Genomic DNA, 12,436 nt, shown 5'->3' with positions numbered 1-12,436 from the left:
GACATGACCGTGCAGCAGCCCGGAGGCGCCCGCATCCGCGTCGGGTCGGCACCCGACTCGTGGGGCGTCTGGTTCCCCGACGACCCCCGGCAGGTCCCCTGGCCGCGCTTTCTCGACGAGGTCAGCGCCGCCGGCTACGAGTGGATCGAGCTCGGCCCGTACGGCTACCTGCCCACCGACCCCGCCCGGCTGGGCGAGGAGCTGGCCGCCCGCGGCCTGCGCGTCTCGGCCGGGACCGTGTTCGAGCACCTGCACCGCCCCGACTCCTGGGACGACGTGTGGCGCCAGGTCGGCGACGTCGCCACGCTCACCGCCGCCATGGGCGGCACCCACGTGGTGGTCATCCCCGACGTGTGGCGCGACCACCGGACCGGGGAGGCCGTCGAGCCCCGCGAGCTGACCGCCGAGGCCTGGGCGCGCCTGGCCGCGGGCCTGGACCGGCTCGGCCGGGCGGTGCAGGAGGAGTACGGCCTGTCCATCGCCTTCCACCCGCACGCCGACAGCCACGTCGGGCGCCAGCCCGACATCGAGCGCTTCCTCGCCGAGACCGACCCGCGGTACGTGCCGCTGTGCCTGGACACCGGCCACGTCAGCTACTACGGCGGCGACAACCTCGACCTGATCCGCCGCCACCCCGAGCGGATCGGCTACCTGCACCTCAAGCAGGTCGACCCCGCCGTCATCGAGCGGGTGCACGCCGAGGACGTCCCGTTCCCGCAGGCCGTGCAGCTCGGCGCCATGATCGAGCCGCCGCACGGGGTGCCCGACCTCCCGCCGCTGCTGGCGGAGGTCGACCGGCTGGGCCTGGACGTGTTCGCCATCGTCGAGCACGACCTCTACCCCTGCCCGCCCGACGTCCCCCTCCCCATCGCGCAGCGCACCCACCGCCTCATCGGCTCCTGCGGGCTGCCCTCGCTGGAGATCGGCCGCCCCCGCACCCCCGTGCAGGAGCCGGCGTGACGGCGACCGAGGTCCTCCCCGCCTCCCCCGCGGCCGGGGCGGCCCCGGCGGAGCTGCGCGTCGCCGTGCTCGGCGTCGGGCTCATGGGCGCCGACCACGTCGCCCGGCTGACCCGCCGGGTCTCCGGCGCCCGCGTGGCCGTCGTCACCGACGCGGCCACCGAGCGCGCCGACCAGGTCGCCGCCGAGGTGCCCGGCTGTCGCGTGGTCCCCGACCCGCTGGCCGCGATCGCCGACCCGGACGTCGACGCGGTCGTCATCGCCACGCCCGGCCGGTTCCACGAGGAGCAGGTGCTGGCCTGCATCGAGCGCGGGATCCCGGTGCTGTGCGAGAAGCCGCTGACCATGGACGCCGCCAGCTCCCTGCAGATCGTCCGCGCCGAGGACGCCCACACCGCGCGCACCGGCCGGCGGCTGGTGCAGGTCGGGTTCATGCGCCGCTTCGACCCCGAGTACGCCGCGCTGCGCGAGCTGGTCGCCTCCGGCGGGCTCGGCGAGCCCCTGCTGGTGCACTGCGCGCACCGCAACCCCGCCGTCCCGCCGGGGGTCACCACCGAGTCGATCGTCAACGACTCCGTGGTGCACGAGGTCGACGTCGCCCGGTTCCTGCTCGGCGAGGAGATCGCCGCGGTCACCGTCCTGACCCCGCGGTCGACCCGGCACGCCGCCGAGGCGCTGTCGGACCCGCTGCTGGTGCTCCTGGAGACCACCGGCGGCCGGCTGGTCGACGTCGAGTGCTTCGTCAGCACCGGCCTGGCCTACGAGGTGCGCACCGAGGTCGTCGGCGAGGACGGCAGCGCGGTGATCGGCCTGCCGCACGGCCCGGTCCGGCAGTCCGCCGGACCGGGCGGCGCGGTCCGCGGCACCGCGGTCACCCCCGGCTTCCGCGAGCGCTTCGGCCTCGCCTACGACGTCGAGGTGCAGCGCTGGGTGGACGCCGCCCGGCGGGGCGACGTCGACGGCCCCGGCGCGTGGGACGGCTACGCGGCGCAGGCGGTCTGCGCCGCGGGGGTGGAGGCGCTGCGCACCGGCCGGCGCACCGAGGTCCGGATGGAGTCGCGAGGAGGAACCCCGTCATGAGGATCGCGCTGGACCCGCAGATGCTGCGGACCACACCCCTGCTGGAGCTGCCCGACGTGGTGGCCGGCATGGGCTACGAGTGGATCGAGCTCTCGCCCCGCGAGGACTTCGTCCCGTTCTTCAAGCACCCCCGGGTGGACACCGCCACCGTGCGGGCGTTCAAGAGCCGGCTCGCCGACGCCGGCGTCGGCGTCACCTCGCTGCTGCCGGTGATGCGCTGGTCCGGGCCCGGTGAGGTCGAGCGGCAGGCGGCGGTGCGCTACTGGCGCCGCGCCGTCGAGATCTGCGTCGAGCTCGGCGTCGACACGCTCAACAGCGAGTTCAACGGCCGCCCCGAGGCGCCCGAGCTCGCCGAGGCGATGTTCTGGCGCTCCATGGAGGAGCTGCTCCCGCTCCTGGAGCGGGAGGGGCTCAAGCTCGCCCTCGAGCCGCACCCCGACGACTTCATCGAGCTCGGCCGGCCCGCGGTCGACGCCATCCGCGGCATCGACAGCCCGTGCGTGTCCTTCCTCTACTGCACGCCGCACACCTTCCACCAGGGCGACGACGCCCCCGGCATCATCGCCGCCGCCGGTGACCTGCTCACCCACGTGCACGTCGCCGACTCGATGGACCACCGCGCCTCCGACGGGCTGCGCTACATCACCAACCCGCCGGGCAACACCACCCGCGTCCACCAGCACATGGAGATCGGGCGCGGCGACGTCGACTTCGACGAGGCCTTCGCCGCCCTCGCCGGGATCGGCTTCGACGGCGTCCTGACCACCTGCGTCTTCGGCTGGGACGACCAGGCCCGCGAGTCGGGCACCCGCATGCTCGGCGCCATCCGCGAGCTGGTCACCAAGCACTTCCCCGACGGCACCCTCACCTGAGGAGCACCCCCATGACCACGACCACGCACATCCCGCACTGGATCGACGGCGCCCGCCGCGAGGGCACCAGCGGCCGCACCGGCGAGGTGACCGACTCGGCCACCGGCGAGGTGCTCGGCGAGGTCGCCCTCGCCTCGACCGAGGAGGTCGACGCCGCCGTCGCCGCCGCCGTCGCCGCCTTCCCCCGCTGGCGGGACACCTCGCTGGCCAAGCGCACCGCGGTGCTGTTCCGCTTCCGCGAGCTGCTCAACGCCCGCAAGCCCGAGCTGGCCGCGATCATCACCGCCGAGCACGGCAAGGTCCTCGACGACGCCCTCGGCGAGGTCTCCCGCGGCCAGGAGGTCGTCGAGTACGCCTGCGGCGTCCCCTCGCTCGTCCGCGGCGGGTTCACCGAGAACGCCTCCACCAACGTCGACGTGTTCTCCATCCGCCAGCCGCTCGGGCCGGTCGCCGTGATCAGCCCGTTCAACTTCCCCGCGATGGTCCCGATGTGGTTCTTCCCCATCGCCATCGCCACCGGCAACACCGTCGTGCTCAAGCCCAGCGAGCAGGACCCGTCGGCGGCGCTGTGGATGGCCGAGCTGTGGAAGGAGGCCGGCCTGCCCGACGGCGTGTTCAACGTCGCGCAGGGCGACAAGGTCGCCGTCGACCGGCTGCTGGAGCACCCCGACGTCAAGGCGGTGTCCTTCGTCGGCTCCACGGCGATCGCCAAGTACGTCTACGAGACCGGCACCCGGCACGGCAAGCGGGTGCAGGCCCTCGGCGGGGCGAAGAACCACATGGTCGTGCTGCCCGACGCCGACCTCGACCTGGCCGCCGACCAGGCGGTCAACTCCGGCTTCGGCTCCGCCGGCGAGCGGTGCATGGCCATCAGCGCGGTGCTCGCCGTCGGCGGCATCGGCGACGACCTGGTCGCCCGCATCGCCGAGCGCACCCGCACGCTGCGCACCGGCGACGGCCGCAAGGGCTGCGACATGGGCCCGCTGATCAGCCGCAGGCACCGCGACCGCGTCGAGTCCTACGTCGAGGCCGGCGAGCAGGAGGGCGCGAAGGTCGTCGTCGACGGCCGGCAGGTGCAGCCCGACGGCGCCGAGGACGGCTTCTGGCTCGGGCCGACGCTCGTGGACCACGTCGAGCCGCACATGAGCGTCTACACCGACGAGATCTTCGGCCCGGTGCTGTCGGTGCTGCGGGTCGACACCTACGACGACGCCGTCGGGCTGATCAACCGCAACGAGTACGGCAACGGCACGGCGATCTTCACCAACGACGGCGGCGCCGCCCGGCGCTTCCAGCACGAGGTGGAGGTCGGGATGATCGGCATCAACGTGCCCATCCCGGTGCCGATGGCCTACTACTCCTTCGGCGGGTGGAAGAACAGCCTCTTCGGCGACTCCCACGCCCACGGCGCCGAGGGCGTGCACTTCTTCACCCGCGGCAAGGTCGTCACCTCCCGCTGGCTCGACCCCAGCCACGGCGGCCTCAACCTCGGCTTCCCGCAGAACGCCTGACCCCGCGCCGCTGCCGGCGGGCCCCCCACCGGCAGCGGCTCCCCCACCCGCAGAGACGAGGAACAGGACAGGACATGGCCTTCACGGCGTTCGACCCCCACCGCTTCGCGGGCCGGGTCGCCTTCATCAGCGGAGCCGGGCGCGGGCAGGGCCGGCAGTTCGCCGTCGACCTCGCCACGGAGGGCGCCGACGTCATCGGCTTCGACATCTGCGAGGACATCCCCGGCGCCAGCACCCCCATGGCCACCAAGGCCGACCTGGAGGAGACCCGCGCCCTGGTCGAGGCCACCGGGCGCCGGATGGTCGCCGAGCGGGCCGACGCCCGCGACTACGCCTCGGTCGAGGCCGTGCTGGCCAAGGGCCTGGCCGAGTTCGGCCGGGTCGACGTCGTGGTGGCCAACGCGGGGATCTGCTGCGGCGCCGGGCCGTTCTGGGAGATCGGCCTGCAGGAGTGGAAGGACACCGTCGACACCGACCTCACCGGGGTCTGGCACACCGTGCGCGCGGCCACGCCCGCGATGATCCGGGGCGGCCGCGGCGGCTCGATCACCATGGTCGCCTCGGCGGGGGCCACGAAGGGCTTCCCGAACATCACCCACTACGTGGCGGCCAAGACGGCGCTGGTGGGGATGCTCAAGCCGATGGCCGCCGAGCTCGGCCCGCACTCCATCCGGGTCAACGCGCTGTCGCCGACCAACGTCAACACGGCGATCTACATGACCGAGACCAACAAGCGGCTCTTCCTCCCGGACAACCCCGCGCCGACCGACGAGGAGTACGAGATCGCCTCCCGGCCGCAGCACGTGCTCCCCATCGGCTGGATGGAGACCCGCGACACCTCGGCCGCGCTGCGGTTCCTCGCCTCCGACGACGCCCGCTACATCACCGGGCTGGAGCTGCGGGTCGACGCCGGCGTCGTGCTGCGCTGACCCGCCGGCCGGCCGCCGTGCCCCGGACGCGGCGGCCGGCCCCCGGACCCGGCAGCGGGCCAGGGTGCCTCACGGGCGCGAGCGGCCCGCCCGGGCGCCGAGGGTGGGGCACCGGCACCCTGCGCACCGGAGAGGAACCCCGGCCATGGCCTCCGACCACCTGCCCACCACCCGCCGCCTCGAGCGGCTCCTCCAGAGCGACGCCCCCCGGGCCGAGGACCGCGGGCCCGACGACGGCGAGGACGCGCGGTGGGCGGTCGGGGCCGACTTCTCCCTCGACGGCGCCACCGACTGGGTCAACTCCCCACCGCTGACCGGCGCCGACCTGCGCGGCCGCGTCGTCGCGGTCAACTTCTGGACCCTCACGTGCATCAACTGGCTGCGCCAGCTCCCCTACGTGCGCGCGTGGGAGGAGGCCTGGCGCGACGCGGGCCTGGTCGTCGTCGGCGTGCACTCGCCGGAGTTCTCCTTCGAGCACGACGTCACCGAGGTCCGCCGCGCCGTCGAGGCCCGCTCGATCCGCTACCCCGTCGCCGTCGACTCCCACTTCGTGGTGTGGCGGTCCTTCCACAACCACTTCTGGCCGGCCCTGTACCTGGTCGACGCCGAGGGGCGGCTGCGCCACCACGCCTTCGGGGAGGGCGGCTACGAGGAGACCGAGTCGGTGCTGCGGCGGCTGCTCACCGAGGCCGGGGCCGGTGACCTCGGGCCCGAGCCGGTGCCGGTCGACGCCCGCGGCGTGGAGGCGCCCGCCGACTGGGACACGCTGCGCTCGGCGGAGAACTACCTCGGCTACGACCGGACCACCGGGTTCGCCTCCCCGGGCCGGCTGGTCGCCGACCGGGCGCACGTCTACGCCACGCCCGCGCGGATGCGCTCCGGGCACTGGGCGCTGGCGGGCGCGTGGACGATCGGCCGCGAGTCCTCGGTCGTCGAGGACCCGGGCGGGCGGCTGACCTGCCGCTTCCACGCCCGGGACCTGCACCTGGTCGTGGCGCCGCCGGCCGGCGGGAGCGCGCGCATCCGCGTGCGCCTCGACGGCCGCCCGCCGGGGGCCGACTCCGGGGAGGACGTCGACGCCTCCGGCGAGGGCGTGGTCACCGAGCCGCGGCTGTACCAGCTGCTGCGGCGGCGGGGCGCGGTCACCGACGCCACCGCGGAGATCGAGTTCCTCGACCCGGGCGCCGGGATCTACGCCTTCACCTTCGGCTGAGCCCGGCAGCACGGGACGCCGTCGGACGCCGCCGACCGCGTCTTCCGGTGGCACGCTCGGGGACGGGGGACATCCCCGCGCGCTACCGGCCGAGGGGGATGGGCCGATGTCGCTGTCGTGGACGGTGCCGGGGCCCCGGCGGTCGACACCGGCCGGACTCCTGGCCGCGAGCCTGGCGGCGTGCGTGCTGGCCGGCTGCGCCGCCACGGGCGGCGGTGCGGCCACCACCGGTTCTCCGGCGGCGGCGTCCGACCGCCGTGCTGCCACCTACCGCGTGACGTGCGACGGGATCGTCCCGGAGGGCATCCCCGCGACGCTCACCGGCGGGGCTGCGGAGGTGCCCGCCGACGGGAGCCGGCCCCCGTACTACGACCACTACGAGATCCGGTTGGCGGCCGAGGCCCGAGGCGACGTCGACGGGGACGGCGAACCGGACGCGGTCGTGCTGCTGCAGTGCTCCCCGCAGCCGTCCAACGGCACCCTCGAGGAGGTGCAGGTGTTCGCCGCGTCCGGCGAACGGCTCGGCCTGCTGCCCAGCCCGCGGACGCTGCGCGAGGGGACGATCCTGCCGCCGCTCTACGACCCGGCCGGGCTGTCCGTGCAGGACGGCGACATCGTCGCCGCGATGCGGGCCTACGCGCCGGAGGACTCCCACGCCAGCGGCCCGTCGCTGCCGATCACCGTGCGCTGGCACTGGGACGGACGGGAGTTCGTCCGCGTCTCCTGACCCGCGGACGAGCCGGCCACACGGCCGGACCGGCGCACGCGTGCCGGGCGGTGCGGTGGCCGCCACGGGCGCACACCACCCGCGGACCGGCCCCCGTGCGCCGGTCCGCGGGGCGGTCAGCCGGCGGCGGGGACCGTGCGGCGGCTGCGGCGCAGCAGCACCGCACCGACGCCGGCGGCCACGGCCACGCCGATGGCCGCACCGGTCCCGTTGCCGTCGGCCGGCATCTGGGTCGACGGCGGGCAGGCGGTGTCGGTCGTGCGGGCGGACAGGTTGGTGCTGCCCAGGTGCCACATCGGCCCGCCGCCGCCGGTCACCGTCACCGAGAACACGCCGCGCCGCAGGCCGGGGGCGAAGCGGGTCGGCTGCGGGGCGCCGTAGCCGGTGGGTGTCACCTTGTTGGCCGGCCCGACGGGGATGTCGACGGTCGCGCCGGTCCGGTTGTCGTAGCCGAACACCGCCGTCCAGCTGCCGTCGCCGTGCCGGGCGACGCAGTCGACGACCGGGACGACGTCGGGCGGGGCGGAGCGGTTCGGTGCCGCGCCGGCCGTGCCGGGGGTCAGCGCGACGACGGCGCCGACCGCCGCGGTGGCGGCGATCCGCAGCGCGCGGGACCGGCCGCGGCGGAGCGGGGTGCTCCTCGTGGGCGACGTCATGGGGCTGGCCGTCCTGTCGTCGGGTGTCTGCAGCTGACACCGGACCTTCGGCAGCCTCGCGGCCGCGGCACAGCCGAGTGCCGCGGTCCCACCCGCCCGGGTGAGGGCTACTCGAAGCGGACCGGCTGACCGGTGGCCTCCAGCACCGACATCCACAGGTCGCCGAGCGGGTCGACGTGGTTGCGGCGGCTGACCGCCAGGGGCATCGGGATGTGCACGAACCGCCGCCGCCGGCGGGCGACGATCACCTCGGTGCGGCCGGCCATCGCCGCGTGCACCGCGGCGTGCGCCAGGCGCAGGCAGTAGGCGCTGTCGTAGGGGTTGGCCGGCACGCTGCGGATGGCGTAGCTCGGGTCGAAGTAGCGGACGTTGTTCTCCACCCCGGCCCGGTCCAGGTGCTCGCAGATCAGCCGGCGCAGCAGCCGGCCGACGTCGCCCAGCCGCACGTTGCCCGAGGCGTCGCGGCCGGGCTCGTGCTCCTCGATGTGCTCCTGCCCGGCGCCCTCGGCCACCACGACGACGGCGTGCCCGCGGTCCTCGACCCGGCGGCGCAGGTGCTCGAGGAAGCCGCGCTCGCCGTGCAGCGCGAAGGGCACCTCGGGGATGAGCACGTAGTCGGCGTCGTCCTTGGCCAGCACCGAGTAGCAGGCGATGAAGCCCGAGTGCCGGCCCATCAGCTTGACCAGCCCGACCCCGCCGGGCGCCGAGCGGGCCTCGACGCTGGCGGCGTGGATGGACTTGGTGGCCTCGGCCATGGCGGTCTGGAAGCCGAAGCTCTGGTCGATGTAGGGGATGTCGTTGTCGATCGTCTTCGGGATGCCGACGACGGCGACCTTCAGGCCGCGCTCGCCGATGACCCGCACGACCTCCATGGCGCCGCGGATGGTGCCGTCACCGCCGACGACGAACAGGATGTTGATGTTGAGGCGCTCGAGCGCGTCGACGATCTCCTCGGGGTCCTGCAGCCCCCGGGAGGTGCCGAGGATCGTGCCGCCCTCGTCGTCGATGTGCTGGACCACCTCGGGGGTGAGGTCGACGACGTCCTCGCCGTAGTGCGGGATGAAGCCGCGGTAGCCGTTGCGGAACCCGACGATGCGCCGCACGCCGTAGTGCCGGCTCAGCTCCAGCACCAGCCCGCGGATGACGTCGTTGAGGCCGGGGCACAGCCCGCCGCAGGTGACGATGCCGACCCGGGTCTTGGCCGGGTCGAAGTAGATGCGCTTGCGCGGCCCGCCGGGCTCCAGGCTGGGCAGCTGCTCGACCGGCAGTCCGCGGGCGCCGGCCATGGAGATGGTGTCGTCGAAGAGGATCCGGTCCTCCTCCACCACCGAGTGCTGCGTCGTCTCCCGCGACGCGAGCCGCTCGGCCAGCGGTGAGTCGATGCGGCACGGACCCAGGGTCCGCACGGCGAGGTCCTCGTGTCCGATCACGGGGGAGAACGGTCCCACACCGGTGCCGGGTCCCCGCGCGCGGCACCCCGGTCGTCAGGACGTCATGTCGAATCCGTGACCGGTGACCTGCTGGAACGGCCCCGGTGCAGGGGCCCGCGCCGAGCGGAGCGAGGCGTGGAGGGCACCAGGCGGCCCCGCTGCAGGGTCCCGCCGCGAGCGTGCGAGTGGCGGGGGGCAGCGGGGTCCTTCCTCAGTCGACCAGGTCGAGGGCGGCGCCGACCAGCGAGTCGACGTCGAGGCCGTGGTACCGGTACACGCTGTCCAGGTCACCGCTCTGGCCGAACCGGGTGACGCCCAGGTGCGTGGCCGGCACGTTCCGCACGCCGGCGAGGAAGGCCAGCGTGTGCGGGTGCCCGTCGAGCACGGTGAGCAGCGGGGTGGCCCGGTCGGCGGGCAGCACGTTGTCGAGCACCCACGGCGAGGCCTCGTCCAGCCCGCGGCGGGCCTGGGCGGCGCGGAACAGCAGCCCGGGGCTGGTCACCACGACGACGTCGGCGGGGAACCCGAGCCCGTCCAGGCGCTCGGCGGCGGCGAGGGCCTCGGGGACGACGGCGCCCATCGCGGCCAGCGTCACCGCCGGGCGCGGCACCCGCCGCAGCGGGTAGGCGCCGGCCACCACCTGGCGACGGCGCCGCTCCCGGGCCGCCGGGTCGGCCGGCACCGCGGCCAGCGCCTGCTCCACCGGGCGCGTCGACAGCCGCACGTAGGCCGACTGGCCGCCGGGACGGCCCATCTGCCCGAGCGCGGCGAGCAGGCACCACTCGGTGTCCAGGGCGAACGCCGGCTCGTAGGACAGGCAGCCGGGCTGCTCCAGGCCGATCGACGGCGTGGTGATCGACTGGTGCGCGCCCCCCTCGGGCGCGAGCGTGACCCCCGACGGCGTGCCGACCAGCAGCGACTGCCCGCCGGCGTAGATCGTGAACGACCACGGCTCCAGCGCCCGCCCGACGAAGGGGTCGTAGAGGACGCCGACGGGCAGCAGCGGCTGGCCCCAGCGCGACCAGGTGGCGCCGAGCTCGCCGAGCGCGCCGACCAGGTTGGTCTCGGCGATGCCGAGCTCCACGTGCTGGCCGGAGGGCCGCTCGCGCCAGTGCAGGATCGTCTCGGGGTCGTCGGCGAACCAGTTCCGGCGGTCCTCGTGCGACCAGACGCCGACCTTGTTCACCCAGCCGCCGAGGTTGGTCGAGCTCGACACGTCGGGGCTGACGGTGACCACCCGCCGGCCGGCCTCGGGCGCGGCGCGGTTGAGGTCGAGCAGGGTGCGGCCCAGCGCCGCCTGGGTGGTGGCGGTGCCCGAGGGGGTGCGGCCGAGGTCGGCGGGGACGGCGGGCACGGCGACGTCGTCGACCGGGGGCCGGGCCAGCCGCTCGGCCGCGTCGGCGAGCAGCCGGGCCGGGGCGCTGCCGGCCGGGAAGCCGGCCCAGGGATCGGCCGGGTCGACGCCGACCCGGGCGGCGAGCTCGTGCAGCTGGGCCTCGGTGAGCAGTGCCGAGTGGTTCTGCGGGTGGCCCTCGGTGGCCAGGCCGTAGCCCTTGAGGGTGTAGGCGAGCACGACGGTCGGGCGGGTGTCGTCGATCTGCGCGAAGGCCTGCCGCAGCGCGGCGAGGTCGTGGCCGCCGAGGTTGCGCACGGCGGCGACCAGGTCGGCGTCGGGGACGCCCTCGATCAGCCCCGCGACCGCGGCCGCGCCCGGCCCCTCCCCCGGCAGGTGCGCGCGCAGCTCGGCCGGGGCGCGGCGGACCATCCGCTGGTACTCGGCGTTGCTCATGCCGTCGATGCGGGCCCGCAGCTCCGGCCCGCCGGGGCGGGTGAACAGCTCCTCGAGCAGCCGGCCGTACTTGACGGTGAGCACCTGCCAGCCGGCGGCGGTGAACATCCCCTGCAGCCGGGGTGCGCCCATCGTGGGGACGACGCGGTCGAGGGACTGCCGGTTGAGGTCGACGACCCACACGACCTCGCCGAGCTCGGCGACCATCGGGTCGAGCACGGCCTCCCAGATCGCCCCCTCGTCGAGCTCGGCGTCGCCGACCAGCGACCACTGCCGCCCGGTGCCACCCGCGCCGAACTGGGTGTTGACGTAGCGGCGGGCCAGCGCACCCCAGATCGGCGCGGTGGCACCGATGCCGACCGAGCCGGTCGAGTAGTCCGCCGGCACCGGGTCCTTCAGCCGCGACGGGTAGGACTGCAGGCCGCCGAACTCGCGCAGCGTGGTCAGCCACGAGGCGTCGAGCTGCCCGAGCAGGAACTCCAGCGCGTGCAGCACCGGGGAGGCGTGCGGCTTGACCGACACCCGGTCGTCGGCGCGCAGCTGCTCCAGCCACAGCGCCGTCATGATCGTCACCATCGAGGCGCTGGAGGCCTGGTGGCCGCCGACCTTCAGCCCGCTCGGGTTGGGGCGCACCCGGTTGGCGTGGTCGACCACCGCGGTGGCCAGCCACAGCACCCGCTGCTCGATGTCGCGCAGGGCGGCGTCGTCGGAGCCGGTGGCGGGCGGCCGCGGGGCGGCGATCGTCATGGTCTCTCCCGTCGGACGGTGGGGGGCCAGCATCCCGTGCGCCCCCGGCTCCCCCGCGCCGAGGTCCCGCCGCGCCCGGTGTCCGTGCGACGCTGGCCTCCACCGGACCGCCGTCCCGGGAGGCCACCGACCATGACCGAACCCGACCGCGACGAGGTCGTCCGGGCGCTGTACCGGGCCTACAGCGCGCACGACCTGGACGCGGTGCTCGACGTGCTGAGCCCCGACGTCGACTGGCCCAACGCCTGGGAGGGCGGCCGCGTGCACGGGCGTGACGCCGTGCGCGCCTACTGGGAGCGCCAGTGGGCGCACATCCGCCCCTCCGCCCGGCCGACCACCATCCGGGACCGCCCCGACGGTTCGGTGGAGGTCACCGTCGCGCTGGTCGTCCGCGACCCGGCCGGCACGCTGCTGTCGCGGACCACCGTCCGCCACGTGTACCAGTTCGCCGCCGACGGGCTGGTGCGGCGCATGGACGTCCGCTACGAGCGGTAGACCGCCGACGGCCCCGGGATGGTGAGGT

The 12,436-nt window shown here is 75.1% G+C and carries 11 protein-coding genes; 8 read left to right on the top strand and 3 right to left on the bottom strand.

Translation table 11 applies throughout. From position 1 onward, the window contains the following. The first annotated feature begins 3 nt into the window (after window positions 1-3). From CHC04_RS10185 to CHC04_RS10155, 7 genes are all read left to right on the top strand, one after another. A complete protein-coding gene (locus CHC04_RS10185) occupies window positions 4-960 on the top strand; it encodes a sugar phosphate isomerase/epimerase family protein (protein WP_089403780.1) in 957 nt (318 codons plus the stop codon). Beyond that, window positions 957-2,039, top strand: a complete 1,083-nt coding sequence (locus tag CHC04_RS10180) for a Gfo/Idh/MocA family protein (RefSeq protein WP_245817098.1) — start codon at window positions 957-959, stop codon at window positions 2,037-2,039. The genes CHC04_RS10185 and CHC04_RS10180 overlap by 4 nt, the downstream gene beginning before the upstream one ends. Next, window positions 2,036-2,911, top strand: a complete 876-nt coding sequence (locus CHC04_RS10175; protein ID WP_089403779.1) for a sugar phosphate isomerase/epimerase family protein — start codon at window positions 2,036-2,038, stop codon at window positions 2,909-2,911. The genes CHC04_RS10180 and CHC04_RS10175 overlap by 4 nt, the downstream gene beginning before the upstream one ends. 11 nt (window positions 2,912-2,922) lie before the next feature. Further along, window positions 2,923-4,422: a CoA-acylating methylmalonate-semialdehyde dehydrogenase gene (locus tag CHC04_RS10170; RefSeq protein ID WP_089403778.1), complete on the top strand. Its 1,500-nt coding sequence runs from the start codon at window positions 2,923-2,925 to the stop codon at window positions 4,420-4,422. 74 nt (window positions 4,423-4,496) lie between these two features. After that, on the top strand, window positions 4,497-5,351 hold the full coding sequence (locus CHC04_RS10165) for a mycofactocin-coupled SDR family oxidoreductase (RefSeq protein WP_089403777.1): 855 nt from the start codon (window positions 4,497-4,499) through the stop codon (window positions 5,349-5,351). Window positions 5,352-5,496: 145 nt separating this feature from the next. Continuing rightward, window positions 5,497-6,564, top strand: coding sequence for a redoxin domain-containing protein (locus CHC04_RS10160; RefSeq protein WP_089403776.1), 1,068 nt, complete (start codon window positions 5,497-5,499; stop codon window positions 6,562-6,564). Between the two features lie 106 nt (window positions 6,565-6,670). Further along, complete coding sequence (locus tag CHC04_RS10155) at window positions 6,671-7,291, top strand: hypothetical protein (RefSeq protein ID WP_089403775.1); 621 nt, start codon at window positions 6,671-6,673, stop codon at window positions 7,289-7,291. A 116-nt stretch (window positions 7,292-7,407) separates the two neighbouring features. On the opposite strand, the gene CHC04_RS10150 is transcribed toward CHC04_RS10155, so the two are convergent. The 3 genes from CHC04_RS10150 to CHC04_RS10140 form a co-directional block, all read right to left on the bottom strand. Continuing rightward, window positions 7,408-7,947: a hypothetical protein gene (locus CHC04_RS10150; RefSeq protein WP_089403774.1), complete on the bottom strand. Its 540-nt coding sequence runs from the start codon at window positions 7,945-7,947 to the stop codon at window positions 7,408-7,410. Window positions 7,948-8,054: 107 nt separating this feature from the next. After that, entirely contained in the window at window positions 8,055-9,377 is a 1,323-nt protein-coding gene (locus tag CHC04_RS10145) for an ATP-dependent 6-phosphofructokinase (RefSeq protein ID WP_089404033.1), read from the bottom strand. A gap of 211 nt (window positions 9,378-9,588) precedes the next feature. Next, window positions 9,589-11,913, bottom strand: coding sequence for a transketolase-like TK C-terminal-containing protein (locus CHC04_RS10140; protein WP_089403773.1), 2,325 nt, complete (start codon window positions 11,911-11,913; stop codon window positions 9,589-9,591). A 132-nt stretch (window positions 11,914-12,045) separates the two neighbouring features. Here CHC04_RS10140 and CHC04_RS10135 point away from each other — a divergent pair, with 132 nt between their 5' ends. After that, on the top strand, window positions 12,046-12,408 hold the full coding sequence (locus CHC04_RS10135) for a nuclear transport factor 2 family protein (protein ID WP_089403772.1): 363 nt from the start codon (window positions 12,046-12,048) through the stop codon (window positions 12,406-12,408). Window positions 12,409-12,436 lie beyond the last annotated feature (28 nt).

This window comes from Geodermatophilus saharensis, from assembly GCF_900188205.1.
In the GTDB taxonomy this organism is placed as follows: domain Bacteria; phylum Actinomycetota; class Actinomycetes; order Mycobacteriales; family Geodermatophilaceae; genus Geodermatophilus; species Geodermatophilus saharensis.
The sequence above is the reverse complement of the archived record's forward strand: the minus strand, read 5'-3'. Positions and strand labels throughout refer to the sequence as shown.

Bases quoted from the DNA above. Each gene is read 5' to 3' on its own strand.
- CHC04_RS10185 (WP_089403780.1), top strand. From the start codon at position 4: ATGACCGTGCAGCAGCCCGGAGGCGCCCGCATCCGCGTCGGGTCGGCA.
- CHC04_RS10175 (WP_089403779.1), top strand. From the start codon at position 2,036: ATGAGGATCGCGCTGGACCCGCAGATGCTGCGGACCACACCCCTGCTG.
- CHC04_RS10170 (WP_089403778.1), top strand. From the start codon at position 2,923: ATGACCACGACCACGCACATCCCGCACTGGATCGACGGCGCCCGCCGC.
- CHC04_RS10165 (WP_089403777.1), top strand. From the start codon at position 4,497: ATGGCCTTCACGGCGTTCGACCCCCACCGCTTCGCGGGCCGGGTCGCC.
- CHC04_RS10160 (WP_089403776.1), top strand. From the start codon at position 5,497: ATGGCCTCCGACCACCTGCCCACCACCCGCCGCCTCGAGCGGCTCCTC.
- CHC04_RS10155 (WP_089403775.1), top strand. From the start codon at position 6,671: ATGTCGCTGTCGTGGACGGTGCCGGGGCCCCGGCGGTCGACACCGGCC.
- CHC04_RS10150 (WP_089403774.1), bottom strand. From the start codon at position 7,947: ATGACGTCGCCCACGAGGAGCACCCCGCTCCGCCGCGGCCGGTCCCGC.
- CHC04_RS10140 (WP_089403773.1), bottom strand. From the start codon at position 11,913: ATGACGATCGCCGCCCCGCGGCCGCCCGCCACCGGCTCCGACGACGCC.
- CHC04_RS10135 (WP_089403772.1), top strand. From the start codon at position 12,046: ATGACCGAACCCGACCGCGACGAGGTCGTCCGGGCGCTGTACCGGGCC.